Origin of the sequence: Listeria fleischmannii subsp. fleischmannii LU2006-1 (assembly GCF_000344175.1) — a bacterium.
Classification (GTDB): domain Bacteria; phylum Bacillota; class Bacilli; order Lactobacillales; family Listeriaceae; genus Listeria; species Listeria fleischmannii.
Genome location: NZ_ALWW01000013.1, coordinates 1 through 26,090 on the forward strand (window position 1 = coordinate 1; position 26,090 = coordinate 26,090).

The following is a 26,090-nucleotide window of genomic DNA, read 5'->3' on the forward strand; positions in this document are numbered from 1 at the left end:
TTGATGARGYSSTTCGATTTCGGTTAGAAAAATTAGCAGAAACAGAAGCCGTGACTCTCGTCAATTCAGTCAACCCTTATCGCCTAGAAGGGCAAAAAACTGCTGCGTTTGAAATTTGCGAACAGCTTGGAAAAGCGCCGGATGTATTAGCTATCCCAGTTGGAAATGCCGGAAATATTTCGGCTTACTGGAAAGGGTTTAAAGAATGGGATGCCAAATTTTCTTCTGGACGTCCAGCGATGCACGGCTTTGAAGCAGAAGGTGCAGCCGCAATTGTAAAAGGCGAGCCTATTGCCAATCCTGAAACCATTGCTACGGCGATTCGGATTGGGAACCCAGCGAGTTGGAGCTTAGCAGAGGCGGCGCGTGATGAATCTAACGGCTATATTGATTCCGTAACGGATGATGAAATTGTAAATGCCTATAAAAAAGTGGCAAGACAAGACGGGGTGTTTATTGAACCTGGTTCAGCTGCCTCGCTTGCAGGTGTTATTCAGCATGTTAAAAATGGTAAAATCAAGCCGGGTCAAACCGTAGTTTGTGTATTTACAGGTAACGGTCTTAAAGATCCTGACACGGCGATGAGCGTCCATGATTTTAACATTATCCATGCTGAAAATGTTGATGAAATGCGGACTCACCTTCAAAATGGAGTGAACGCCTAATGCGTATCCGTGTCCCGGCAACGACCGCCAACTTAGGCCCTGGATTTGATTCATGCGGCCTTGCACTGACGCTCTATTTGACGCTCGAAATCGGTGAAGTCAGTTCGAAATGGGAAATTGAACATGATTTGGGGGCCGGCATTCCACATGACGAAACGAATGTGATTATCACGACTGCGCTTTCGCTTGCGAGTGACTTAACGCCGCATACGCTTAAAATGACTTGTGACATCCCACCAGCACGCGGTTTGGGGAGTAGCTCTGCTGCTGTTGTGGCGGGAATTGAACTGGCGAATTTTTTAGGAAAACTCGGTTTGACGAAGGAACGGAAAGTTGAAATCGCGGCTCAGATGGAGGGGCACCCTGATAATGTGGCGCCAGCCGTTCTAGGTAACTTAGTAGTCGGCGCAAAACTAGAGGATGCTGATTTTTATGTGCGTCACCTCTTTCCAAATTGCGCGATTTTAGCGTTTATTCCTAAGACGGAGCTTTTAACCAGTCATAGTCGTAATGTTTTGCCTTCAGAACTTCCGTATAAAGAGGCGGTGTCGGCGAGTGCGATTTCAAATGTCATGATTGCGGCTGTGCTTCAAAATGATATGAAGCTTGCTGGAGAAATGATGGAGCGTGATTTATGGCATGAAAAATATCGGGCAGAGCTTGTTCCGCACCTTGCGCAAATTCGTGAAATGGCGCGAGGGGAAGGGGCTTATGCGACGTGTTTGAGCGGCGCGGGTCCTACTGTGTTGATTTTTGCCCCGCAGGATAAGAAGCTGAATCTTATGCGTAAATTAGAAGATTTTGATACGGAGGCAAATGTGCTTGCGCTTGAAGTGGAAGGAAGCGGATCGCTTTTATATGAGTGATATTTAAAATTGAGTGCTTCGGTGCTCAATTTTTTTGTTCCAGTCCCAATTTTCGCTCGGCTGTGGTAGAATAGGAAAAGAGTTTATGAAAAGGGGCAAAGTTGATGGCGCAGTTATTTTTTAGATACGGGGCGATGAATAGCGGTAAAACGATTGAAATTCTAAAAGTAGCCCATAATTACGAAGAACAAAATAAACCAGTCGTGATTTTCACATCAGGTATTGATGACCGTGATAAAGTTGGCGTGATTTCCAGTCGGATTGGTTTAAAACGGGATGCTACTCCGGTTTTCTCGGAAACGAATATTTTTGAAGAAGTAAAAAATAGGCATCCGCGACCATTTTGCGTGCTTTTAGATGAATCCCAATTTTTAGAAAAACATCATGTTTTTGAGCTGGCGAATATTGTGGATGAACTTGGCATTCCAGTAATTGCATATGGTTTAAAAAATGATTTTCAAAATGAGCTTTTCGAAGGATCAAAATATTTACTCCTCTATGCGGATAAAATTGAAGAAATGAAAACGATTTGTTGGTTTTGCGCTAAAAAAGCGACAATGGTTTTACGTGTAGATGATCAAGGAAAGCCTGTTTATACAGGAGAACAAATTTTAATTGGTGGAAATGATCAGTATTATCCGGTTTGTCGGAAATGTCATGCTCATCCCCCAATTGCAGACTAAGAGAGGTGCTTAAAATATGTATGACCGATTACAAGCGGTAGAAAATCGCTACGATGAACTGAATGAACTTCTAAGTGATCCAGATGTAGTTTCTGATCCAAAACGCTTACGAGATTTATCGAAAGAACAATCCGGAATTGCTGAAACTGTCGAAACGTACCGTCACTATAAAGAAGTGACGAGTCAAATCGCTGAAACAAAAGAGCTACTTTCGGAAAAGCTTGATGATGATATGCGTGAAATGGCGAAAGAAGAACTGTCTGGCTTACAAGATGAAAAGATAGAATTAGAAGAACGGATGAAACTTTTACTTGTACCAAAAGATCCAAATGATGATAAGAATGTTATTATGGAAATTCGCGGTGCAGCTGGTGGGGACGAGGCTGCTTTATTTGCGGGGGATTTATTCCGCATGTACAGCCGTTATGCTGAAACACATGGTTATAAAGTAGAAATTATGGATGCAAATCCGACTGGTATCGGTGGATATAAAGAAGTCATCGCCATGATTACAGGAGACGGGGCTTTCTCGCGCTTGAAGTACGAAAATGGCGCGCACCGTGTACAGCGTGTTCCCGAAACCGAATCCGGTGGGCGTATTCATACATCGACTGCAACCGTTGCTATTTTACCAGAAGCAGAAGATGTTGAAATTGATATTCAAGACAAAGATATTCGTACAGATACTTTTGCATCAACGGGAGCTGGAGGACAAAGTGTCAATACAACCATGTCCGCTGTCCGCCTGACGCATATTCCAACTGGGATTGTAGTTTCCATGCAAGATGAACGTTCGCAAATTAAAAATAAAGAAAAAGCGATGAAAGTTTTGCGCGCGCGTGTGTATGATAAATTTGAAAGTGAGGCGCGCGAAGAATACGATGCGACACGTAAATCTGCTGTCGGAACAGGTGACCGCTCAGAGCGAATTCGAACATATAATTATCCGCAAAATCGGGTTACAGATCATCGCATTGGTCTAACGATTCAAAAACTTGACCAAATCATGGAAGGAAAATTGGATGAGATTATCGATGCGCTTATTTTGGAAGATCAGACGAGTAAATTGGAGCATTTAAACGATGCCGAATAATACAATCTCCTCTTTGTTAAAAAAAGCAAACCAAGTTTTAAGCGAGCGGCATTTAGATTTAAATGCCGCTGAAATTTTACTAGAAACGCGCCTAGAATACACAAGATCAGAACTATGGACGCACTATTTTGACGAGCTTTCGGATGAAGCCGAAGAACAGTTCCAAAAGGACTTTAAACGCTATTTAAACGGCGAACCCGTTCAGTATATTTTAAATAGCGCCTCGTTTTATGGTCTCGAATTTTACGTAGACCAAAGCGTTTTAATCCCGCGCCCAGAAACAGAGGAACTAGTACAATTAGCTGAACAGGTAGCGCAAAAAGAAAAGGTAGAAAAAGTTCTAGATATTTGTACAGGAAGCGGCGCGATAGCGATAGCGTTAAAAAAACGTTTTCCTAGCCTTTCTGTTACAGCATCAGATATTTCAAAAGACGCCCTTTTCACCGCGAAAAAGAACAGCGAAATTTTAGATGCCAGCATTGAATATGTTGAGACGGATTTAGTTACGCTTTTTCTTGAGGAAAAACGAACTTTTGATATGATTTTAGCTAATCCACCGTATATTGCCGAAGCTGAACGAGCCGAAATGTCAGATTATGTTTTAAAAAATGAGCCTGATTTAGCGCTATTTGCCGAAAATGACGGTTTAGCAATTTATGAGCGACTGGCGATTGATTTACCTCATCTAGTGAATAAAACGTTTTGGATTGGTCTTGAGATAGGTTATGCACAAGGTGAAGCTGTACAGAAATTATTTCAAAAAAGTTTTCCACAAGCAGAAGTAGTTATCCACAAAGATATGAACAAGAAAGATAGAATGATTACGTGTACAAATATGTTGATATAAAAGCGTTTCTAAGAAGAAATGCTTTTTGTTTTGAAAAAAACTGTGGATAAGAAATTGTGCAAAAAAATATTTTTAATCAAATCTTAATAAATAAAATCCACTTATCAACACGTTTATCAACATTATCCACAGTTTCACAAAAACTTATCCCCATTGACAAATTTATTATCCACAGAATGTGGATAACTTGATATTAGATGTCCCACTTAAAATTGTTTAAGTTATTTTTAGAAAGACAGATGAAATTAATTGCTAAAACGGTTAAAATAAAGAGGAGAAGCCGAAAAAAGGAGTTTTTTAAAAAGATGGAGACAAAACTGTGGAGTATTGATCAGGGCACACATATATATATGGAAGCGGCGGAACTTTTAAGACAGGGTGAGACTGTCGCATTTCCAACAGAAACAGTTTACGGGCTTGGAGCAGACGCCACGAACGAAAAAGCTGTTCAGAAAATTTTTGAAGCGAAAGGACGTCCGGCTGATAATCCGCTCATTGTCCATATTGCAAGCGCTAGTCAAATGGATGAGTTTATCGAACGAATTCCGGAAAAAGCACAAAAGCTTATTGATGAATTTTGGCCGGGACCACTAACGCTTATTTTGCCAATGAAAAAAGGAACCATTGCTAAAAATGCAACAGCAGGGTTAGATACTGTAGGTGTTCGTATGCCCGTTCACCCAGTTGGCTTAGAATTGCTACGTATAACGGACCTTCCAATCGCAGCCCCAAGTGCCAACCGTTCTGGGAGACCTAGTCCAACTACAGCTAGACATGTTGAAGAAGATTTAACAGGGAAAATTTCGGCGATTATTGATGGTGGTAGTACAGGAGTCGGTTTAGAATCTACTGTAGTTGATTTTGCGGGCGAAATGCCGACCATTTTGCGGCCTGGTGGCGTATCAACCGAGCAAATTGAGGAAGTAATCGGTCCAGTGAAATCGGCTAAAAATGTCATCGCAAAAGAAGAGGCGCCAAAAGCTCCAGGAATGAAATATACACACTACGCACCAGAAGCCCCTGTCTATCTTGTAAAGGGCGATGTGGCTTTTTGGGAAGAACAAATCGAGCAGGCAGAACAAAAAGGTGAAAGTGTCGGTTTACTCATTTCAGACGAGCTTGCTAGCGAAATACAGGCAGCAGTCAACACTATTAAAATTGGCAGCACGCAAAAAATGGAGGATATAGCGAGACGCTTATATGACGGGCTACGCTTATTCGACCACACCGACGTCACCCTTATCTTCGCGGAACCTTTTGACAGAAGTGGTATCGGGGAAGCTATTATGAATCGTTTGGAAAAGGCGGCGGGAAATAAATATTTAATCGGTGACTAATGAACCGAGTTGGTAAATCAAACGAAAGTAAGCCTGATGGGGGATTAATTCCGCAGGCTTTTTTAATTGTGGAAACAAGATTTCTAAGCGATTTTTTCTAGTGAAAGCCTTCACTTTCAAAATTTACTAAAAAATCGCAAAAAAGACTTGATTTTCATCCAGATTTAAGTAATATTAGGGATAATACAAAAATTCACACTATAACAAAAAATGGATGGGGGTCCTCGTATTGGTTTATTTACAAAAGCAAGACAAGGAAGTGTTTGATGCAATTCGTTTGGAACTTGGAAGACAAAGAAATAACATTGAATTAATCGCGTCTGAAAATTTTGTTAGTGAGCAAGTAATGGAAGCTATGGGGTCGGTTTTAACCAACAAATATGCAGAAGGTTATCCGCGCAAACGCTATTATGGCGGCTGTGAGTATGTGGATATTGTAGAAGATTTAGCAAGAGACCGCGCAAAACAATTATTTGGGGCAGAATATGCCAATGTACAACCGCATTCCGGCGCACAAGCAAATATGGCGGTATATCAAGCAGTTCTAAAACCAGGGGATACAGTTTTAGGCATGAATTTAGCGCATGGGGGACATTTGACGCATGGTAGTCCAGTTAATTTCAGTGGTTTACTATATAACTTTGTAGAATATGGCGTGAGTAAAGAAACAAAGCAAATTGATTACGATATTGTAAGAGAAACGGCGCTAGCGCACAAGCCTAAATTAATTGTAGCGGGAGCGAGTGCTTATCCGCGTGCCATTGATTTTGCGAAATTTCGAGAAATTGCAGATGAAGTAGGGGCTTACTTAATGGTTGATATGGCGCACATTGCTGGTTTAGTGGCGGCAGGTCTCCATCAAAATCCGGTTGAGTATGCAGATTTTGTTACAACAACCACACATAAAACGCTGCGTGGCCCGCGTGGGGGACTTATTTTAGCGAAAGCAGAATGGGAAACAAAAATTAACAAAGCTATCTTCCCGGGTATTCAAGGCGGCCCGCTGATGCATGTTATTGCTGGTAAAGCTGTAGCATTTGGCGAAGCGCTCCAACCAGAATTTAAAAACTATGCCGCACAAATTATTAAAAATTCTAAGCAACTTGCTAAAACGCTAGAAGAAAATGGCGTTCAAGTTTTAACTGGTGGAACGGACAACCATTTATTGTTAATTGATTTAAATCATTTAAGTATTACTGGTAAGGCAGCTGAAGAAGCGCTTGATAGTGTGGGGATTACAGTAAATAAAAATTCTATTCCATTTGAAACGGAAAGTCCGTTTGTCACAAGTGGGATTCGAGTTGGTACGGCAGCGATTACGACACGAGGCTTTGACGAGGCCGCAACGCAAATTGTTGGTGAACTCATTGCGAAGGTGTTGCATAACTTAGAGGACGAAAAAGTCCTGTCTGAGGTCGGGACTGCGGTAAGTGAATTAACAAGCAAGTACCCATTATATCCTGAGCTTTAAACCAAAAGAGGAAGTGGACTTTTAGCGGTCTGCTTCTTTTTTTGCGTAAAAGAAACGTTTTTTGTATTGCACTCGAGCGATGTTCTGATACAATAATGGAGAGGAAATTTTTGAATTTAAAGGAGAGAGAAGAAAATGGCGGAAGTACATGTATTAAATCATCCACTTATCCAACATAAATTAACGATTATTCGAGATAAAGACACGGGAACAAAAGCGTTCCGTGAACTTGTGGACGAAGTAGCAACTTTAATGGCATATGAAATTACGCGCGATATGGAACTGGAAGAAGTGGAAGTGGAAACGCCAATTCAAGTGACGAAAGCAAAATCACTTGCTGGGAAAAAATTGGGTGTTGTGCCGATTTTACGAGCTGGTTTAGGGCTTCAAGACGGGATTTTAAAACTTATTCCAGCCGCAAAAGTAGGGCATGTGGGTTTGTATCGTGATCATGATACGCTTGAACCAGTGGAATATTTTGTTAAACTTCCTTCAGATGTAGAAGAACGACTTTTCATTGTGGTTGATCCAATGCTTGCAACGGGCGGATCAGCGATTATGGCAATAGATGCGCTTAAAAAACGTGGAGCTAAAAATATGAAATTTATGTGTTTGGTTGCTGCACCAGAAGGCGTAGAAGCATTACAAAAAGCACATCCTGATGTTGAAATTTATATTGCAGGACTGGATGAAAAATTAAACGAACAAGGCTACATTGTTCCAGGACTCGGCGATGCGGGAGATCGCTTATTCGGAACCAAATAACTTAAGGAGTTTTTATGATGAAAAAAATTAAAGTCATGAGTGTTTTTGGAACACGACCAGAAGCGATTAAAATGGCGCCGCTCGTTTTAGCTTTAGAAAATGAGCCAGAGAAGTTTGAATCAACAGTTGTAATTACAGCGCAACACCGAGAAATGCTAGACCAAGTGCTTGAAATTTTCAAAGTAAAACCAGATGTAGATTTAAATATTATGCAAGCCGGTCAAACACTTAGCGATATCACATCACGTGTTTTATCTGGACTAGTTGAAGTGATTCGTGAACATAAACCAGATATCGTTCTCGTGCACGGAGACACAACCACAAGTTTCGCAGCAGCTCTAGCCGCTTTTTATGAACAAACTGCTATCGGCCATGTGGAAGCAGGACTTAGAACATGGAATAAATATTCACCATTCCCTGAAGAGATGAATCGCCAACTAACCGGCGTAATGGCAGATTTACATTTTTCCCCAACAGAAACATCAAAAGAGAACCTTTTACGCGAAAATAAAGTAGAAGAAACGATTTTTGTAACAGGGAATACCGCAATTGATGCTCTGAAAACGACTGTTCAAGATAACTACAGTCATCCTATCCTTGATAATTTAGGCGACAATCGTCTGATTCTTATGACCGCGCACCGCCGCGAAAATTTAGGCGCCCCAATGCAAGGGATGTTTGAAGGTGTACGCCAAATTGTCGAAGAACGCGAAGACGTAGAACTTGTATATCCAATGCACAAAAATCCAGCTGTGCGTGAAAAAGCGATGTCCATTTTAGGCGGTCATGACCGCATTCATCTAATTGAGCCGCTTGACGCAATTGATTTCCACAACTTCTTAAAGAAAGCGTATCTTGTTTTCACTGATTCAGGTGGCGTACAAGAAGAAGCGCCTGGCATGGGCGTCCCGGTCCTAGTACTACGCGACACAACTGAACGCCCTGAGGGAGTTGAAGCAGGAACGCTCAAATTAATCGGCACTGCCAAGGAGTCATTGATTAAAGAAGCGCTTATTTTACTAGATTCTAAATCAGAGCACGATAAAATGAGCCAAGCAGCAAACCCTTATGGTGATGGAGAAGCATCTAGACGTATTTTAGAGGCGATTTCCTATCATTTTAATGGAACATCACGTCCAACAGATTTCGAAGTGTAATATCCTAGCGACTATGTTGAATAGTCGCTTTTTTTTGAAAAAAAGCAAATGAAAACGCATTAATGTTACAGATATATTACATGCGTGAATTTAACTAGAGGTTTTGTTAAACATGTGATAAGATGGTCAATGTTATAAAGTAAAGAGCCCAAAAAACTAGCTTTTCATTTAACTAGGGATAGAACGCTGTAAGGCATTCATACTAATCCCGCCGGCACTAGTGCTGACAGAATTTAGAGAATGCTTGGGCGTTATGATTAGGATAATGAATGCCTGTTTTTTCCGTTCTTTTATTGGGAAAGAACTTTTGGTTTGCATTGTCTGCAAAATAAGAAGTCTTTTGCCCATAGGTGAAAGCTTTTTTTTATTTTAATATCGTTTGTGGAAAAAAAGCACGATGTAAATCAAGATGTTATGCCGTTCTTTTCAATGAATCGGAGGTGTTTATTTTTGGTAGATTTCCTATAAAGGATTTTTTTAATTAAAATGCAGTCAAATATTTTATGCCACAGCTAGATTATGGTACTATTATCTAGTAAGACTAGGATGAATTTGTGAAAGTATATTGACTTTTCCCTTTTTACTGTTGTATTCTTAAAACTGACACTCTGATAAGGCTTTCATGTGTCATGTGGGGAAGAGAAATAGTTGTGAAATGTGTTAGTTTTCACAAACTTTTTTTGCAACATGCTCCGAGTAATTGGCTACTTTAGGAAACTGTTACTGAAACAGAAAGGACTGCAACCTTAATGCTAGAATCGCTAATAGGAATGTACCATCGTCATCAGAAGTATCTTGTCACTTTCATTGCCCTTTGCCTCATTGGATGGTTTCTCACGCCATATGTACATATTTTTTTAGGGCTAAAACTGGGACTCATCGTGGGTTGGTTTAATTACTGGCTGCTTATGAGACGAACACAGGCAATGACTAAGGCACTTGCTGAAAATAGAAGCTTTTACGGTATGGGAACCACAGCTAGAATGGGTAGCATGGTACTTGCGACAATTATCGCAACGCAAATCCCAGAATACTTTCACATCTATAGCGTGATAATTGGTCTAGGTATTGCCTATGCAGTCATCTTTTTAGACTTCATACTTTATTCCTTATATCGGAGAAAAAAAAGTTAACAAAAAGAGAGGGGTGAACCAAATTGGAAGAAAACTTTCCCGTGGTCCGTTTCTTAGGATTAGATTTCAATTTATCTAATATTCTAATGATATCTATTACTTGTATCATCGTTTTAGCTATTGCTATCCTCTGTACACGAAACTTAAAACGCCGTCCTACAGGGAAACAAAATTTCATTGAATGGGTAATGGATTTTGTACGTGGTATTATTAATAGTAATATGGACTGGAAAACTGGTGGAAGATTTCATGTGTTAGGTATAACACTAATAATGTTTATTTTCGTAGCGAATATGCTTGGGGTTATAACTTCCGTTGCTGTTCACGATGAAGTATGGTGGCGTTCACCCACAGCTGATCCAATTGTCACTTTAACACTTGCTATTATGGTGTTAGCATTAACCCATTACTATGGTGTTAAGATGCGAGGATTCAAACATTATTTTGTGGGCACATACTTTAGCCCAATGAAATTCCTATTTCCATTAAAATTAGTGGAAGAATTTGCAAATACATTAACACTTGGATTGCGGCTTTACGGTAATATATTTGCTGGTGAAGTTTTGCTTACCATTATTGCAACACAGCTTGCACATATTAATGTATTTACCGGAGTTCTTGCAATTATTCCGGCACTTGCATGGCAAGGATTCTCAGTATTTATTGGTGCAATCCAAGCCTATATTTTCACAATGTTAACAATGGTTTATATGTCACACAAAGTTAGTGATGAACATTAAGCAATTAGTATAAATTAAAAATTAAAACAAGAATTTGAGGAGGATATTAATTATGTCTTTAGGTGTTATTGCAGCTGCAATCGCAGTAGGTTTAGGTGCACTGGGTGCAGGTATTGGTAATGGTCTTATTGTTTCTAAAACAGTCGAGGGGGTTGCTCGTCAACCAGAAGCTCGTTCTATGCTACAAACAATTATGTTTATCGGTATCGGTTTAGTTGAGGCCCTTCCTATCATCGCTGTCGTAATTGCGTTTATGGTACTGAATAAATAATCAGTCATTAAAGAAAGTCGGGGAATTTTACCCCGTTTCTTTGAGTAAACAAAACGCGAGGTTTTAGCGAATGTTTGGAAAGGAGTGAAACAGACGTGTTACAACCACAATTAGTTATTGGTAGCTTTACAGTTGGCGATAGTTTCTTTACGCTATTTACATTCGCACTTTTACTGGTTCTCATTCGAATTTTTGCATGGAAACCACTAATGAATGTAATGAAAGAGCGGGAAGAGCATATTGCTTCAGAAATAGATTCTGCTGAAGAAAGCCGTGCTCAAGCGGAAAATCTTCTCGCAGAGCAACGCGAAGTACTAAAACAAGCACGTATTGAGTCGCAAACAATGATTGAAAATGCTAAACAGCTTGGTGAAAAAGAACGTGAAGAAATCATTAAAGCGGCGCGCCTCGAATCAGACAGACTGAAAGAGGAAGCGAAAACCGAAATCGTCCGCGAAAAAGAAGATGCTATATCTGCACTTCGCGAACAAGTCGGTTCCTTATCCGTACTGATTGCATCGAAAGTTATCGAGAAAAATCTGGATGAAAAAGCACAAAACGATTTAATCCAAGATTATATCGAAAGGCTAGGCGATGATAAATGAGTAAGGATTTGGAAGTTGCAAGTCGATACGCCACAGCAATTTTTCAAGTAGCTGAAGAAAAAAATCTTGTTTCGGAATTTAAAGACGAACTTTCCTCTGTGAAAACCGCTTTGACTGAGAATCCAGAATTTGTAAAACTACTTGAAAATCCAACACTTACGACTGAGCAAAAGAAAAGTCTTGCCAGCGCTGTTTTTAAAGATTTAAACGAAACGCTTCGAGATTTTATCTTTCTATTAATTGATCGCGGTCGTGAAGATTATTTAATGGTTATCTCTGATGTGTATGCGGCACGTGTAAACGAGCTTGAAGGTATAGCAGAAGCTGATGTTTACTCTGTTATCCCGCTTTCAACTGAAGAAAAAGCATCTCTTTCAGAGGCATTTGCCAAAAAATTAAATAAGAAAAAACTTCATATTCGAAATCACGTGGATAAATCCTTACTAGGCGGCATCCGAGTGGTTATCGGAACCCGTATTTATGATGATAGTCTAAAAATGAAATTAAAGGACATGGAACGGCAAATAAAAGCCTAGTTCCCGTTTTTACGAGGGGTGAAATTGATGAGCATTAAGGCTGAAGAAATCAGCTCCATTATTAAGCAGCAAATCGAGAACTATCAAAGCGAATTGAAAGTAAGTGAAGTAGGAACAGTTACTTATATCGGTGATGGTATCGCACGTGCTCATGGACTTGATAATGCAATGGCCGGAGAATTATTAGAATTCTCAAATGGTGTAATGGGTATGGCCCAAAACTTAGAAACAAATGATGTTGGTATCATCATTTTAGGCCCTTACACGGAAATTCGTGAAGGCGATGAAGTTCGTCGTACAGGTAAAATTATGGAAGTCCCAGTTGGAGACGCGCTTATTGGGCGTGTTGTTGACTCGCTAGGACAACCAGTTGATGGCTTAGGTCCAATTGAAACGACTGGTACTCGCCCGATTGAAGCAGTTGCACCAGGCGTTATGCAACGTCAATCAGTTTCGGAACCACTTCAAACTGGTATTAAAGCGATTGATGCTCTTGTGCCAATCGGTCGTGGACAACGTGAACTTATTATTGGTGACCGCCAAACTGGTAAAACATCTGTTGCTATTGATACGATTTTAAATCAAGCAGACCAAGATATGATTTGTATCTACGTTGCCATCGGTCAAAAAGAATCCACAGTTCGTACGGCTGTTGAAACTTTACGTAAACATGGTGCGCTCGACTACACAATCGTTGTAACTGCAGCTGCATCACAACCGGCGCCTTTACTCTACCTAGCTCCATATGCTGGTGTAGCAATGGGTGAGGAATTCATGTATAACGGTAAACATGTGTTAATCGTATACGATGATTTATCCAAACAAGCGGCAGCTTACCGTGAACTTTCCTTGCTACTTCGTCGTCCTCCAGGTCGTGAAGCTTATCCAGGGGATGTTTTCTACTTGCACTCTCGTTTATTAGAACGTGCAGCTAAACTGAGCGATGCACTTGGTGGTGGATCTATTACTGCCCTTCCATTTGTTGAAACACAAGCGGGCGATATTTCTGCATATATCCCAACTAACGTTATTTCCATTACAGACGGACAAATCTTCTTGCAATCTGACTTATTTTTCTCGGGTGTAAGACCAGCGATTAATGCCGGACTTTCAGTATCTCGTGTTGGTGGGTCAGCACAAATTAAAGCTATGAAAAAAGTAGCAGGGACGCTTCGTCTTGACTTAGCGGCTTATCGTGAGTTAGAATCCTTCTCACAATTCGGTTCAGATCTAGATGCAGCGACACGCTCTAAATTAGAACGTGGTAAACGTACGGTTGAAGTGTTGAAACAAGATTTACACAAACCTTTAAAAGTAGAAAAGCAAGTTTTAATTTTATACGCATTGGTGCATAACTATCTAGACGATGTCCCAGTTCATGACGTTCTTCGTTTTGAGTCCGAAATGAATACATGGTTTGACCATAATCGTTCTGAATTACTTGAAGAGATTCGCACAACTAAATCTCTTCCAGATGAGGAAAAACTAAATAGCGCACTAAATGAATTTAAAAATACTTTTGTTCCAAGTGAAGAAAAATAATTTTTCAAATTGGAATATAAAAGGTGGTGAAAATCTTTGGCATCTTTAATTGATATAAAACAACGAATTACTTCAACGAAAAAAACAAGTCAAATTACAAAAGCAATGCAGATGGTATCGGCCTCTAAACTTGGAAAAGCTGAATCGAATGCGCGCGCCTATGCGCCATATGTTTCTAAAATTCATGATGTTGTCACACACATTGCTGCAACAGGAAATAGTTCCGACCATCCAATGCTTGTTTCAAGACCTGTAAAACGAACAGGTTATATCGTCATTACTTCAGATACAGGACTAGCTGGTTCATACAACAGTTCTGTTATTAAAGAAGTATTTCAAGAAATTTCGACCAAACATCAGTCTAGTGAAGAATATGCCATTATTGCTATTGGTCGTAATGCGCGGGACTTCTTTAAAACACGTCAGATGAACATAGTGCTTGAAGTGCAAGGGATTTCAGATCATCCAGCGTTCGCTGAAATTAAAGATATTGCAAGCAACGCAGTTCAAATGTTTGAAGACGGTGTGTATGATGAAGTATTTATTTACTACAACCACCACATTAACTCTATTTCAAGCGAACTTCGTCGTGAGCAGTTATTGCCGCTTACGCAGTTCAAGGATGCAAACGCAGAAGCCGAAAAAGATTTAACTGTCTATGAATTTGAGCCTTCAGAGCAAGAAATTCTAGAAGTTCTACTACCTCAGTATGTAGAAAGTTTAATCTTCGGGGCGCTACTTGATGCCAAAGCAGCTGAACACGCTGCAAGAATGACCGCAATGAGAAGCGCGACTGATAATGCACAAGATTTAATCGGTGACTTGTCACTTCAATATAATCGTGCTCGCCAAGCTGCGATCACACAAGAAATTACCGAAATCGTTGGTGGTGCAGCCGCGCTCGAATAGAAAGCTATTTGAAACGACTTAACCTGCGAAACCCATTTGGGAAGGTAAGTAAGGAGGAAAAATCGCATGACGAAAGGACGAGTAATCCAAGTAATGGGTCCAGTTGTAGATGTTAAATTTGACGGCGGAAACCTGCCTGAAATCTATAATGCCCTTACAGTGGAATATCAAACTCAGTCAAAAGAACAAACTACAAATCATCTTACCTTAGAAGTTGCTATTCAATTAGGAGATGATGTCGTTCGTACCATTGCAATGGCATCCACTGATGGAATTCAAAGAGGTATGGAAGTAGTGGACACAGGTAGCCCGATTACGGTGCCTGTTGGGAACATCACATTAGGTCGTGTATTTAACGTTTTGGGAGATACAATTGATTTAGATGACCCAATTTCAAATGACGTTGTTCGTAATAAAATTCACCATTCAGCCCCTACATTTGACCAATTATCAACTACAACAGAAATTCTCGAAACAGGAATTAAAGTAGTAGATTTATTAGCACCATATGTAAAAGGTGGTAAAATCGGTCTGTTCGGTGGGGCCGGTGTAGGTAAAACAGTATTGATTCAAGAGCTTATCCATAATATTGCACAAGAACATGGCGGCATTTCTGTATTTGCAGGAGTTGGGGAACGTACACGTGAAGGAAATGACCTTTACTTTGAAATGAAAGACTCCGGCGTTATTGAAAAAACAGCGATGGTATTCGGCCAAATGAATGAGCCGCCTGGTGCGCGTATGCGTGTGGCCTTAACTGGTTTAACAATTGCTGAATATTTCCGTGATGTGGAGCATCAAGACGTGTTACTATTTATTGATAATATTTTCCGCTTTACACAAGCTGGTTCAGAAGTTTCTGCCTTACTAGGACGTATGCCGTCTGCCGTAGGTTACCAACCTACTTTGGCAACTGAAATGGGGCAACTTCAAGAACGTATTACGTCTACAAATGTAGGTTCTGTTACTTCTATTCAAGCAATCTATGTACCAGCCGATGATTATACTGACCCGGCTCCGGCTACTACTTTTGCCCATTTAGATGCAACAACCAACCTTGAGCGTAAATTGACTGAACAAGGTATTTATCCAGCGGTAGATCCACTTGCTTCTACTTCGCGTGCGCTTTCTCCTGAAATTGTGGGTGAAGAGCACTACGAAATAGCAACTCAAGTACAACAACTACTGCAACGTTATAAAGAACTACAAGACATTATCGCGATCCTAGGTATGGATGAATTATCAGATGAAGATAAACAAGCGGTGGCACGTGCTCGTCGCGTTCAATTCTTCTTATCTCAAAACTTCCATGTTGCAGAACAATTCACAGGACAACCCGGTTCCTATGTTCCTGTAAAAGAAACCGTAAAAGGTTTTAAAGATATTTTAGCTGGTAAATATGACCACATTCCTGAAGATACGTTCCGTTCTGTAGGGCGTATTGAAGAAGTTTTGGAAAAAGCTAAAACACAAGGAATTGAAGTTTAATAAAAACAGGAGGAGATACGTGTGAGTGAACTAAACGTTAGTATCGTTACTCCAGACGGCCCTGTTTATGAAGGTAAAGCAAATATGGTAATTGCCAGAACAAAGGCCGGTGAACTCGGTATCTTACATGGTCACGTACCGCTTGTTGCACCGCTTAAAATTGATGTTGTCCGATTAAAGCAAGAATCTGGTGAAGAATGGATTGCTGTAAATGGCGGCTTTATGGAAGTGAACGGCGAAGAAGTTAATATTTTAGCAGATACCGCCGAACGTGAACAAGATATTGATATTGATCGTGCAGAGCGTGCAAAAATGCGTGCTGAAGAACGATTACAACAAGCTAAAGAACAAAAAGTGGATGAAATCATGGCTCAACTTGCTTTGCAAAAAGCCATCAATCGAATTCACGCGAAAAAACATTAAAACTACGAAGGTCCCATTTTTATGGGGCCTTTTTTATGTCTTTTTATTCAATATTTTGTTAAGATGGATAAGTATTGATTATTTAGTAAAGGTGTGTAAGCTGTGTATAATGTTGTGATGGAGCAACCAACGACAATTATCATCTCGCATATTGTATTCATTATCATTGTTTTTTGGGCAATGCAAGCTATCCACTATGAAAAATTCATTCGTAAAAATCGAGTTATTCAAGCGCGGCTGCTATTTTCTATCCTTGCTATTGTAATCGGTTATTTATTAAGTAGTTTTTTCTTAGAATATCTAGCTGCTTTTAAAAGCATTTTTCAAATGATATAAAGATGTTTACATGAAGCCGAAAGAGTAAATAGAAAGAGAGTAAAATGTAATTTTTTTAGCTTTCTTTGAATGAATTAAGTTGATATTTAGACTGAATTGATGGTAGAATAATTTAGATGTGTATTAAAATGTAATATTACTAGAATAAAATAGATGTTATTGAAGTTTGATTAACGCGGAGGGATATGTTTTGGAAAAGATGATTGTACGCGGAGGAAAGAAGCTAACTGGTAGCGTGAAAGTTGAAGGCGCTAAAAATGCAGTTTTACCAGTTATAGCAGCTACTCTCCTAGCGAGTAAAGGTAAAAGTGTTTTAAAGAATGTTCCAAGTTTATCGGATGTATATACGATTAATGAGGTATTAAAGTACTTACAAGCAGATGTTTCTTTTGAAGGCGATGTTGTAACAGTTGATGCGACGGGTGAAATTACATCTGATGCACCTTTTGAATATGTTCGCAAAATGAGAGCATCCATTGTTGTTATGGGGCCTTTATTGGCGCGTACAGGTAGTGCACGAGTTGCACTTCCAGGAGGATGTGCAATTGGTTCACGCCCTGTAGACCTACATTTAAAAGGTTTTGAAGCTATGGGGGCTACAGTTAAAATTGAAAATGGCTATATTGAAGCAACAGCAAATCGCTTAAAAGGAGCTAAGGTATACTTAGATTTTCCAAGTGTAGGAGCGACTCAAAATATTATGATGGCTGCTACTTTAGCTGAAGGAACTACAGTGATTGAAAATGTGGCTAGAGAACCTGAAATTGTTGACTTAGCTAACTTTTTAAATCAAATGGGTGCACGTGTTATAGGAGCTGGAACCGAAGTTATTCGTATCGAAGGTGTAGAGGAGTTAACCGCTACTGAACATTCTATTATCCCTGATCGCATTGAGGCTGGAACCTTTATGATTGCCGCTGCGATTACACAAGGTGATATCTTTATTGAAGATGCTGTCCCTGAACATATCAGTTCACTTATCGCTAAGTTAGAAGAAATGGGCGTACAAATTATTGAAGAAGAAAGTGGTGTCCGTGTTATAGGGCCTGAAAAACTAAAAGCAGTTGATGTTAAAACAATGCCACATCCTGGCTTCCCAACAGATATGCAATCACAAATGATGGTGATTCAAATGTTAAGTGAAGGTACTAGTGTGATGACAGAAACTGTATTTGAAAATCGCTTTATGCATGTTGAAGAAATGCGTCGTATGAATGCTGAAATGAAAATTGAAGGCCATTCTGTTATCATTAATGGTCCGGCACATCTTCAAGGAGCTGAAGTTGCAGCTACAGATTTACGTGCAGCAGCAGCGCTTATTTTAGCTGGACTCGTAGCAGAAGGATATACGCAAGTGACCGAATTGAAATATCTTGATCGTGGTTATAACGACTTCCACGGTAAGTTACGTAGCCTGGGCGCTGAAATTGAGCGCGTAACGGATGAAGTAATTAATGAAAAAGGGCTAGAAGCCATTTTTGAAAAGTAAATGTAGGATAGAGCCTCGCCGATATGGCGGGGCTTTTTTGTTAAAAAACATTTCAGGTCCTAGTAAATTGTGCTATAATTCAAACTGTGATAGTAGTGACTGTGATACAACAAAGAAAGGGGTATAAATTTGGCTAAAGATGTTGGAATTGATTTAGGAACAGCTAACGTTTTGATTCATGTAAAGGGTAGAGGGATTGTCATAAATGAACCTGCAGTAGTAGCCGTAAATAATAAAACAGGACAAGTTTTAGCAGTAGGTACGGAAGCCTATAATATGGTTGGTCGTACGCCAGGAGATATAACAGCAATTAAACCAATGAAAGATGGAGTGATTGCAGACTTTGATATTGTTCAAGAAATGCTCCGTTTCTTTTTACAAAAATTAAATCTTAAAACATTCTTCTCAAGACCTCGGATTCTAATTTGTTGCCCGACGAATATTACTTCTGTAGAGCAAAAAGCAATTAGAGAAGTAGCAGAAAAAAGTGGTGGAAAACAAGTTTTTCTTGAAGAAGAACCAAAAGTAGCCGCAATTGGATCAGGCATGGAAATTTTTGAACCAAGTGGTAACATGGTAATTGATATTGGCGGCGGGACGGCTGATATAGCTGTATTATCTATGGGTGACATCGTAACAAGTCAATCCGTAAAAATAGCTGGAAATCAGTGGGACTATGATATCCTTCAATACATAAAGCGGAAGTATAATTTACTTATTGGTGAAAGAACCGCGGAAACGTTGAAAATGACTATTGGAACAGCTGTAAGAGGTGCGAGAACTGAAACAATGGATATTAGAGGTCGAGATTTGGTAAGTGGGCTGCCTAGAACGATTACAGTAACGAGTGATGAAGTAGAAGAAGCTTTGCACGAATCGCTCAAAACCATTATTCTTGCTGCAAAACAAGTGCTTGAGAAAACACCTCCTGAATTATCTGCAGATATAATTGATCGTGGAATAATTATGACAGGCGGCGGCTCTTTACTACATGGATTGGCAGATTTGATGTCTGAGGAATTAAAAGTCCCTGTATTAATAACTGAAAATCCACTTGATGTAGTAGCCATTGGAACTGGTATTCTTTTAGAGTCGCTAGGTAAAAAGAAAAGACGCTTCTTATAAGAAATAAGTAGTAGGAAAGGTGTTAATAGCTATGCTTGATATAAAAAAAATAAAAGAGATTCTACCACACCGTTACCCATTTCTATTGGTTGATCGGGTAATAGAAAGTGAACCAGGCAAAAGAGTTGTTGCCATTAAAAATGTCTCAGCCAATGAACCTTTCTTTAACGGACATTTCCCTGAATACCCTGTTATGCCGGGTGTCCTAGTGGTAGAAGCGCTGGCTCAAACTTGTGGGATTGCTATTGTTGAAGGCCCCGAGAATAAAGGTAAAATCGGCTTGTTTGCAGGCATTGATAAATGCCGATTTAAGCGCCAAGTAGTACCCGGTGATCAGTTAAGATTAGAAGCTGAAATTACGCGTCTCAGAGGCGCAATTGCTAAGGCTAATGTCAGAGCGACCGTTGAAGATGAAGTGGTTTGTGAAGCTGAAATTATGGTTGCGCTTAGTGATGTTGAATAAGTATTGAAAGTCTAACTTTAGAAGTTAGGCTTTTTTATTACTAGAATAATACCACAGCATTGAAAAATAAAAAAATCTAGAAAATCCTTTTTTCAAAAGCATCACATGAGAGAAAATGGGTTTTTAGGGGATATAATGAACGCATTATCACCTTTTAGATTTACAAATTATGATTTTAACGTTTTTACAAAAAAAGGACAGTCCTGTATGCTAATTTAAAATCATGAAAAGAGGTAATTTGCGATGATAAATCAAGTAACAATTGTGGGCCGATTAACAAAAGACCCAGAACTTCGAGTGACATCAGATGACAAAGTTGTACTTAACTTTACATTAGCGCTTAATCGATTTGGGAAAGCAAAGCGATTCGATCAGGACGCTGATTTTGTCCCGTGTGTTGCATGGGGACGTAGGGCCGAAGAAATGTGCAATTATTGCGAAAAAGGAATGTTAATCGGATTAGTTGGTGAATTACAAACAAGGAGCTATTTGAACAAAGAAGAAAAGCGCGTCTATATCATGGAAGTTTTGACGCGGAAAATAAGATATTTAAGTTCGAATAAACCGGCTGTCTTAGAATCCTCATCAAATACGGTTGCAAATTAAAAATAATGAAAAACCATATGGCCATGTCGCATATGGTTTTTCGCTACTCATTATAGGACTTCCTCCACTTTTATGGTAAACTTAAGTATAATCTTCAATAAAACAGGAGTAAGAAATGATGACAAAAAGAGTTGAAATTTTAGGGATTCCCTTTATACATACAACACAGGATGATTTTATAACCCAACTTTTACAAGATGCTTTAGAGAGTAAAAAGCGTTTTGTTGTGACGGCGAATCCTGAAATTGTTATGAATGCGAGAGATGATTTAGACTTTAAGCAAGTTGTGTTAAGTGCAGATTATATTACTCCAGACGGTGTTGGGATATTAATGGCTGCAAAACAGCAAGGTAATCCGTTACCCGAACGTGTAACAGGTTTTGATACTATGCAAGGGATTTTAACGCAGGCCGTGAAACATAATTTGAAAATTTACTTTTTAGGGGCAAAACCAGATGTGAATGAAGCAATGCAAGAAAAATTGAAAGAGTGTTTCCCTGCTCTAAAAATAGCGGGTTGTAGGCATGGCTATTTTAATTTACAAGAAAATGCTGAAATTGTTCAGGAAATTAAAAATACTGGAGCCGATTTTGTTTTTGTCGCACTGGGTTCTCCTGCTCAAGAAAAGTGGATTATGTCGCACTTTAATACATTTGAAAAAGGGATTTTTATGGGAGTAGGGGGCTCTTTTGATATTTTATCTGGGACAGTGAAACGAGCTCCAAAAATTATTCTAAAACTAAGAATAGAATGGATTTACCGTTTTGTGACAAACCCTTCCCGGTGGCGTCGCTTTTTTGCTATTCCTAGGTTTATGAAGGCTGTAAATAGAGAAAATCGGCGGAATGCCAAATGAGAATTCAACATGCTAAGCTTTATAAAGTAGCTCTGCCGCTCGTTGAACCGTTTCGCACAAGCTATGGCATTTTAGATACAAAAACTTTTTTCTTACTTGAATTAACAGATGAACTTGGGACTGTCGGATACGGTGAACTAGATGCTTTTCTCGTACCAGATTATACGGAGGAAACTTTAGACACTGCCGCGCATATCATCGAGTTTTTACTACTCCCAGAATTAAAAAAAGTGCTACTAAAAGAGCCTAAAGACGTGAGAACCCTTTTCTCTTGGGTTAAAGGTAATGAAATGGCTAAAGCCGCTATTGATAGTGCGTGTTATGATTTGTTTGCCAAACGCCGCGGCGTCTCGTTAGCTGAACTGCTAAAAACAAAAACAAAAAAAAAATCCCAGTAGGAGTCAGTATTGGCATCCAAAATTCTGAAGAAGAACTTATTTCAAGTGTACGTAATTATGTGGCTGAAGGATATACACGTGTCAAAATTAAAATTAAGCCACATGCAGATTTAAGTTTTTTACAAAAAGTGCGAGAAGAATTTCCTGATTTATTATTGATGGCAGATGCAAATTCCGCCTATACAACGGAACAGATTCCGTTATTGAAACAAATAGATCAACTAAATTTAGCAATGATTGAACAACCGTTTAGTGTACGAGATTTTGTTAACCATGCACGACTGCAAAAACAAATTCATACACCAATTTGCTTAGATGAAAATATTCGATCTCTTGAAGATGCTATTCAGGCCTATGAGCTCCAAAGTGCTAAAGCGATTAATTTAAAAATTGCGCGAGTAGGCGGACTTACGGAGGCGATTCTGATTGCCCAATTTTGTGAGCAAGTGGGTATGCTTGTTTGGTGTGGTGGAATGTTAGAGGCGGGGATTGGGCGTGCGTTTAATATCGCATTAGCTGCACGTTCTGAATTTCACTTTCCTGGAGATATTTCAGCTACCAAACGTTATTTTAAACATGATATAATAAAAAAGGATTTTGAATTAAACAACGGGGAGATAGAGGTTCCGCAAGGTTTAGGGATAGGTGTTGAACTTGATCAAAAAAACCTACAAAGATTTACAATAGAGGAACGCGATATAGTGTTAGACTAGGGAATGGAGCTGAAACAGGTTTGTTCATATGGGTATTATTGACTTTTTTGATTGGCATCATTTTAATACCAATCATACGTAAATTTGCCATTTTGATAGGTGCCGTTGATGCGCCAAGAGAAAGGCACAGCCATAAACGAGTAACGCCAACATTAGGCGGTATTGCTATTTTTTTTAGTTTTTCAATAGGTTTTTTTCTTGCCCCCATTGATAAAACAGGATTTTTACCAGTTTACATAGGTGCTTTAATTATTATTATTACAGGATTTATTGATGATATTGTGGAATTATCACCAAAATTAAAGCTTTTAGGACAGATTCTTGCTGCACTATGTGTCACGGTTTGGGGAAATGTAGTCATTGAATTCATCAACGTTCCTTTTTATGGTCAAATAGACTTTGGCTGGTTAGCTGTTCCTATTTCAATGATTTGGATTATCGCTATTATTAACGCTTTAAATTTAATTGATGGATTAGACGGGCTCTCGAGCGGTATATCAATTATTGCGCTGATGACGATTGCTGGAATGGCTGTTATTTTAAAAGACACATTTGTAGCGCCAGTCGCTTTTCTTCTTGCTGCTGCCGTGTTTGCATTTTTACTATTTAACTTCCCGCCAGCATCTATTTTTATGGGGGATACAGGGGCCTTGTTTTTGGGATATATGATTGCCGTTTTATCACTTATGGGCTTTAAAAACGTAACCTTTATCTCACTTCTTGTCCCGCTCATTATTTTAGGCGTACCTCTGTCCGATACATTCTTCGCGATTATTCGCAGGTTAAAGAAAAGAACGCCGATTTCTGCTGCTGACCGCTCACATATTCATCATCGACTTCTAGCTCTTGGCTTCACTGAACGCCAAACGGTACTTTTAATTTATTGTATGGCACTTTTATTTTCACTAGCAGGTTTTGTATTTTCTTTCTCAACCACATGGGGATCACTTCTTCTTTTAGGACTACTGATACTTTGCATAGAGGTTGTGGTAGAGTTTATTGGGCTTATTAGTGAAGACTATCGTCCTGTTTTAAATATTTTACAAAAAATTCACCGTAAACGAAAATAAAGCATACGCTACTCTAGCGTATGCTTTATTTTTATTCATTTGAACTTTTTGTATCGCTACTTTCATCCTGATAAGGTGTAGCATTTGGGAATGGTTTCGAAATATTCAACTCATTCGCGAATTCATTGGCAACGCTTTGGACGGAATCTTCATTTAATGAGTAGTAATAGACACCGTTTTGTGGAGCATCTTGCCCTTCTAAATTGAGAGATTTAATTTCAATTTTATTCGTCATTCCAAATTTAGCGATAGAAAGCATTTGGTTAAAGGTTAAATTCGTTTTCATATTTTGACCAACAGCATCAATAATACTTGAATATTTGTTAATGGATGAGAACTTAGTTGCTTCATTTACAATAGATTCAATAATGAGTTGCTGGCGTTTACCACGCTCGATATCATTATCAATATGTCTCGTTCTGGCTAAAGCAAGTGCTTCTTCACTATTTAGATGTTGCTTCCCTTTTTTTAGAGAAATTGCATCTGCTTCATCTTTTGAATTTTGTTCTGTGAAAGAGACAGGAACATCAACATCAATGCCACCAAGTGCGTCGATAATTTTAAGAAACGCATCAAAATCAAAGCGTACATAATAATCAATTGGGACTTGGAATTTTTCTTCTACAGTTTGCATTGTAAGCTCAGGTCCACCGAAGGCATGTGCAGCATTAATTTTTGTGTATTTATCAATATCTTTTTTATCAGATTGGATGTGAACATAGGAGTCTCTGGGGATGCTGGTCATTTCTACTCGAGCATCTTTGACGTTTACAGTTGCTAAAATAAGTGAGTCACTACGAGGATTTCCATCAGATGCACGCTTTTCACTTGTATCAACACCAATAATTAATACAGAGAAGCTATCTTTGATTGGCTCGATGTCTTTAGTACGTAGAGTGGAAGCTTGTCCGTTTCGAACGTTGTCATAAGAATTATCTGCAGCTAATTTTGTTTTGCTAAATAAAAAAGTACCATATCCGACCCCAACTAAAATGAGGAGCATGATAGGAATAAGTATCCAGTATAGTATTCTTCGGCGGCGTTTGTACTTGGAAGCTCGTTGGCGTCCGTTAAAGCCATTGTCCATATATTTTTCTCCTTAAATGTCGTTTTCAATTTGCTAACAACAAACATACACATAATTGTACCATTTATAAGGAGCTACAATGTTACATAAAATTTAAGATTTCTTAAATTTTAATTTTAATGAGTTCTTATAAATGTGTTAATCATCTTTACATTATACCGAACTATTTATGAAAAAAACATAGAAAACATATAAGCTTTCAAAATTGTAATATAAATGAAAGTTTAGTCTCATTTGAAATATAACTTATAAATGAAAATAGTGCAGACTTTTTTAGTATAAAGATCAAGCTCCTCCGTTTGATTTTCCAACTGAAAACCAAGCTTCTCTAAGAGTGAAATAGAAGCACTGTTATCCGGAAGAACTTTTGCGAACACGCCTTTATAAGGTAAATAAGACTCTATTTCACTTAAAAAACCTGTTAATAGTTCTGTCATATATCCTTTTTTCCAAAAAGATTTTGCGAGCTCATACCCAATTTCAATAGTATGATCCAACGAATTTATTTCATTAATTCCTAGTGACCCAATAATCTCTTTATTTAAAAAAATGGTGTACCGACAAGCGGCTGGTTCAGCGTTAATCGCTTTAATCATTTCTTCAGCTTGAAGAACAGTGGTAAATTTTTCGATATTCATATATTCAGCTACTTCTGAATCTGACCATATTTTAAAAAGGGAAGGAGAATGGGCTAAAGTCGTTCGAACCATGGTCAGCCTTTTTGTTGAAATAATTTCTGGAAGAGCATGAAATAAATTTACAATCATTGATTATACATCCTTCTCGCGATATTTTTGTTCGCCTTCAGTGCAAGAAACTTGGCCATTTGATAATTCGGTTATTTTAGATTTAAATGAATCTATATCATGATAATCTACAAAAACATATAGAGTGACTAATTCAGTGAATTGTTTTTCCATAATTTGATAGCGTTGTTGGTCTAAGAAGTTCTCAAATTTTCCTAGTTGTGAATATTCGATGCTAAAATGGACGATAGTTGCTAATTTACGATCCACTATACCGATTTCTTCACAAGCATTACTAACTGCCTTACCATAAGCACGTACTAAACCACCTGCGCCTAGTTTTGTACCACCAAAATAACGTGTAACTACAGTGACTGTATTTTTTAATTGTCGTTTTTTTAATACTTCAAGCATTGGTACTCCCGCAGTCCCGCTTGGTTCGCCATCATCATTTGCTTTTTGAAATTCATCTCTTTCGCCAATTAAATAAGCTGAGCAATTATGAGTGGCATTCCAATGTTCTTTTTTTATTTGGGAAATAAATTGTTGCGCTTCTTCTTCGGTTTCGGCACGTGAGATATGGCAAATAAAGCGCGATTTTTGTATGATTGTTTCAAAAACGCCATTTTCTTTAATCGTTAAATAATGATCTAACATGTTTTCCTCCTAG

Annotated in this window: 27 protein-coding genes and 2 pseudogenes; 26 read left to right on the forward strand and 3 right to left on the reverse strand. The window is 38.8% G+C overall.

Features of this window, described 5'->3' with window-relative positions; all coding sequences use genetic code 11:
• From LFLEISCH_RS05465 to LFLEISCH_RS05590, 26 genes and pseudogenes are all read left to right on the forward strand, one after another.
• Positions 1-665 (forward strand): pyridoxal-phosphate dependent enzyme (locus LFLEISCH_RS05465; protein WP_007473841.1); only part of this gene is annotated, 665 nt, incomplete at its 5' end.
• Positions 665-1,531, forward strand: coding sequence for a homoserine kinase (gene thrB, locus LFLEISCH_RS05470; RefSeq protein ID WP_007473843.1), 867 nt, complete (start codon positions 665-667; stop codon positions 1,529-1,531). The genes LFLEISCH_RS05465 and thrB, both read left to right, overlap by 1 nt.
• 104 nt (positions 1,532-1,635) lie before the next feature.
• Positions 1,636-2,214: a thymidine kinase gene (locus LFLEISCH_RS05475; protein WP_007473844.1), complete on the forward strand. Its 579-nt coding sequence runs from the start codon at positions 1,636-1,638 to the stop codon at positions 2,212-2,214.
• Between the two features lie 16 nt (positions 2,215-2,230).
• Positions 2,231-3,307, forward strand: a complete 1,077-nt coding sequence (gene prfA / locus LFLEISCH_RS05480) for a peptide chain release factor 1 (protein WP_007473846.1) — start codon at positions 2,231-2,233, stop codon at positions 3,305-3,307.
• Positions 3,297-4,154, forward strand: coding sequence for a peptide chain release factor N(5)-glutamine methyltransferase (gene prmC / locus LFLEISCH_RS05485; protein WP_007473848.1), 858 nt, complete (start codon positions 3,297-3,299; stop codon positions 4,152-4,154). The genes prfA and prmC overlap by 11 nt, the downstream gene beginning before the upstream one ends.
• Before the next feature lie 305 nt (positions 4,155-4,459).
• A complete protein-coding gene (locus LFLEISCH_RS05490) occupies positions 4,460-5,491 on the forward strand; it encodes an L-threonylcarbamoyladenylate synthase (protein ID WP_007473850.1) in 1,032 nt (343 codons plus the stop codon).
• 229 nt (positions 5,492-5,720) lie between these two features.
• Complete coding sequence (gene glyA, locus LFLEISCH_RS05495; RefSeq protein WP_007473852.1) at positions 5,721-6,962, forward strand: serine hydroxymethyltransferase; 1,242 nt, start codon at positions 5,721-5,723, stop codon at positions 6,960-6,962.
• 135 nt (positions 6,963-7,097) lie between these two features.
• A complete protein-coding gene (upp, locus tag LFLEISCH_RS05500) occupies positions 7,098-7,727 on the forward strand; it encodes a uracil phosphoribosyltransferase (protein ID WP_007473855.1) in 630 nt (209 codons plus the stop codon).
• Positions 7,728-7,744: 17 nt separating this feature from the next.
• Positions 7,745-8,884, forward strand: coding sequence for a non-hydrolyzing UDP-N-acetylglucosamine 2-epimerase (gene wecB / locus LFLEISCH_RS05505; protein WP_007473858.1), 1,140 nt, complete (start codon positions 7,745-7,747; stop codon positions 8,882-8,884).
• A gap of 749 nt (positions 8,885-9,633) precedes the next feature.
• Positions 9,634-10,034, forward strand: a pseudogene (locus LFLEISCH_RS05510) (ATP synthase subunit I).
• A gap of 6 nt (positions 10,035-10,040) precedes the next feature.
• Positions 10,041-10,757: a F0F1 ATP synthase subunit A gene (gene atpB, locus LFLEISCH_RS05515; protein WP_007473862.1), complete on the forward strand. Its 717-nt coding sequence runs from the start codon at positions 10,041-10,043 to the stop codon at positions 10,755-10,757.
• 52 nt (positions 10,758-10,809) lie between these two features.
• Complete coding sequence (gene atpE / locus LFLEISCH_RS05520; protein ID WP_003723467.1) at positions 10,810-11,028, forward strand: F0F1 ATP synthase subunit C; 219 nt, start codon at positions 10,810-10,812, stop codon at positions 11,026-11,028.
• A gap of 95 nt (positions 11,029-11,123) precedes the next feature.
• Positions 11,124-11,633 (forward strand): F0F1 ATP synthase subunit B, encoded by a 510-nt coding sequence (atpF, locus tag LFLEISCH_RS05525; RefSeq protein WP_007473982.1) that lies wholly within the window; start codon positions 11,124-11,126, stop codon positions 11,631-11,633.
• Complete coding sequence (locus LFLEISCH_RS05530) at positions 11,630-12,169, forward strand: F0F1 ATP synthase subunit delta (RefSeq protein ID WP_007473984.1); 540 nt, start codon at positions 11,630-11,632, stop codon at positions 12,167-12,169. Before atpF ends, LFLEISCH_RS05530 begins: the two co-directional genes overlap by 4 nt.
• A 27-nt stretch (positions 12,170-12,196) precedes the next feature.
• A complete protein-coding gene (gene atpA, locus LFLEISCH_RS05535) occupies positions 12,197-13,711 on the forward strand; it encodes a F0F1 ATP synthase subunit alpha (RefSeq protein WP_007473986.1) in 1,515 nt (504 codons plus the stop codon).
• Positions 13,712-13,747: 36 nt separating this feature from the next.
• Positions 13,748-14,620 (forward strand): F0F1 ATP synthase subunit gamma, encoded by an 873-nt coding sequence (locus LFLEISCH_RS05540; RefSeq protein ID WP_007473988.1) that lies wholly within the window; start codon positions 13,748-13,750, stop codon positions 14,618-14,620.
• A 66-nt stretch (positions 14,621-14,686) separates the two neighbouring features.
• A complete protein-coding gene (gene atpD, locus LFLEISCH_RS05545; protein ID WP_007473989.1) occupies positions 14,687-16,108 on the forward strand; it encodes a F0F1 ATP synthase subunit beta in 1,422 nt (473 codons plus the stop codon).
• 21 nt (positions 16,109-16,129) lie between these two features.
• The gene (locus LFLEISCH_RS05550) at positions 16,130-16,531 is read left to right on the forward strand and encodes a F0F1 ATP synthase subunit epsilon (protein WP_007473992.1); all 402 of its coding nucleotides are present in this window, start codon (positions 16,130-16,132) and stop codon (positions 16,529-16,531) included.
• A 102-nt stretch (positions 16,532-16,633) separates the two neighbouring features.
• A complete protein-coding gene (locus tag LFLEISCH_RS05555) occupies positions 16,634-16,867 on the forward strand; it encodes a DUF1146 family protein (protein WP_007473994.1) in 234 nt (77 codons plus the stop codon).
• A gap of 190 nt (positions 16,868-17,057) precedes the next feature.
• Positions 17,058-18,356: a UDP-N-acetylglucosamine 1-carboxyvinyltransferase gene (gene murA, locus LFLEISCH_RS05560; RefSeq protein WP_007473996.1), complete on the forward strand. Its 1,299-nt coding sequence runs from the start codon at positions 17,058-17,060 to the stop codon at positions 18,354-18,356.
• 129 nt (positions 18,357-18,485) lie between these two features.
• Complete coding sequence (mreB, locus tag LFLEISCH_RS05565) at positions 18,486-19,481, forward strand: rod shape-determining protein MreB (protein ID WP_007473998.1); 996 nt, start codon at positions 18,486-18,488, stop codon at positions 19,479-19,481.
• Between the two features lie 31 nt (positions 19,482-19,512).
• Positions 19,513-19,944, forward strand: coding sequence for a 3-hydroxyacyl-ACP dehydratase FabZ (gene fabZ, locus LFLEISCH_RS05570; protein WP_007474000.1), 432 nt, complete (start codon positions 19,513-19,515; stop codon positions 19,942-19,944).
• A 243-nt stretch (positions 19,945-20,187) separates the two neighbouring features.
• Entirely contained in the window at positions 20,188-20,550 is a 363-nt protein-coding gene (locus LFLEISCH_RS05575) for a single-stranded DNA-binding protein (protein WP_007474002.1), read from the forward strand.
• Between the two features lie 115 nt (positions 20,551-20,665).
• Positions 20,666-21,406, forward strand: coding sequence for a WecB/TagA/CpsF family glycosyltransferase (locus LFLEISCH_RS05580; protein ID WP_040504775.1), 741 nt, complete (start codon positions 20,666-20,668; stop codon positions 21,404-21,406).
• Positions 21,403-22,517, forward strand: a pseudogene (gene menC / locus LFLEISCH_RS05585) (o-succinylbenzoate synthase). The gene LFLEISCH_RS05580 and the pseudogene menC overlap by 4 nt, the downstream one beginning before the upstream one ends.
• A gap of 20 nt (positions 22,518-22,537) precedes the next feature.
• Positions 22,538-23,587, forward strand: a complete 1,050-nt coding sequence (locus LFLEISCH_RS05590; protein ID WP_007474010.1) for an MraY family glycosyltransferase — start codon at positions 22,538-22,540, stop codon at positions 23,585-23,587.
• Between the two features lie 31 nt (positions 23,588-23,618).
• Here LFLEISCH_RS05590 and LFLEISCH_RS05595 read toward each other — a convergent pair whose 3' ends face one another.
• From LFLEISCH_RS05595 to LFLEISCH_RS05605, 3 genes are all read right to left on the reverse strand, one after another.
• Positions 23,619-24,674 (reverse strand): LCP family protein, encoded by a 1,056-nt coding sequence (locus LFLEISCH_RS05595; protein ID WP_007474012.1) that lies wholly within the window; start codon positions 24,672-24,674, stop codon positions 23,619-23,621.
• Between the two features lie 230 nt (positions 24,675-24,904).
• Positions 24,905-25,441, reverse strand: coding sequence for a GNAT family N-acetyltransferase (locus tag LFLEISCH_RS05600; protein WP_007474014.1), 537 nt, complete (start codon positions 25,439-25,441; stop codon positions 24,905-24,907).
• A 3-nt stretch (positions 25,442-25,444) separates the two neighbouring features.
• Complete coding sequence (locus tag LFLEISCH_RS05605; protein ID WP_007474015.1) at positions 25,445-26,077, reverse strand: YigZ family protein; 633 nt, start codon at positions 26,075-26,077, stop codon at positions 25,445-25,447.
• Positions 26,078-26,090: the final 13 nt, after the last annotated feature.

Coding starts and splice junctions, on each gene's coding strand:
- LFLEISCH_RS05605 (WP_007474015.1), bottom strand. CDS start 26,077: ATGTTAGATCATTATTTAACGATTAAAGAAAATGGCGTTTTTGAAACA.
- LFLEISCH_RS05580 (WP_040504775.1), top strand. CDS start 20,666: ATGATGACAAAAAGAGTTGAAATTTTAGGGATTCCCTTTATACATACA.
- upp (WP_007473855.1), top strand. CDS start 7,098: ATGGCGGAAGTACATGTATTAAATCATCCACTTATCCAACATAAATTA.
- prmC (WP_007473848.1), top strand. CDS start 3,297: ATGCCGAATAATACAATCTCCTCTTTGTTAAAAAAAGCAAACCAAGTT.
- thrB (WP_007473843.1), top strand. CDS start 665: ATGCGTATCCGTGTCCCGGCAACGACCGCCAACTTAGGCCCTGGATTT.
- fabZ (WP_007474000.1), top strand. CDS start 19,513: ATGCTTGATATAAAAAAAATAAAAGAGATTCTACCACACCGTTACCCA.
- atpA (WP_007473986.1), top strand. CDS start 12,197: ATGAGCATTAAGGCTGAAGAAATCAGCTCCATTATTAAGCAGCAAATC.
- atpD (WP_007473989.1), top strand. CDS start 14,687: ATGACGAAAGGACGAGTAATCCAAGTAATGGGTCCAGTTGTAGATGTT.
- LFLEISCH_RS05490 (WP_007473850.1), top strand. CDS start 4,460: ATGGAGACAAAACTGTGGAGTATTGATCAGGGCACACATATATATATG.
- LFLEISCH_RS05575 (WP_007474002.1), top strand. CDS start 20,188: ATGATAAATCAAGTAACAATTGTGGGCCGATTAACAAAAGACCCAGAA.
- LFLEISCH_RS05600 (WP_007474014.1), bottom strand. CDS start 25,441: ATGATTGTAAATTTATTTCATGCTCTTCCAGAAATTATTTCAACAAAA.
- prfA (WP_007473846.1), top strand. CDS start 2,231: ATGTATGACCGATTACAAGCGGTAGAAAATCGCTACGATGAACTGAAT.
- LFLEISCH_RS05475 (WP_007473844.1), top strand. CDS start 1,636: ATGGCGCAGTTATTTTTTAGATACGGGGCGATGAATAGCGGTAAAACG.
- LFLEISCH_RS05595 (WP_007474012.1), bottom strand. CDS start 24,674: ATGGACAATGGCTTTAACGGACGCCAACGAGCTTCCAAGTACAAACGC.
- LFLEISCH_RS05530 (WP_007473984.1), top strand. CDS start 11,630: ATGAGTAAGGATTTGGAAGTTGCAAGTCGATACGCCACAGCAATTTTT.
- atpE (WP_003723467.1), top strand. CDS start 10,810: ATGTCTTTAGGTGTTATTGCAGCTGCAATCGCAGTAGGTTTAGGTGCA.
- wecB (WP_007473858.1), top strand. CDS start 7,745: ATGAAAAAAATTAAAGTCATGAGTGTTTTTGGAACACGACCAGAAGCG.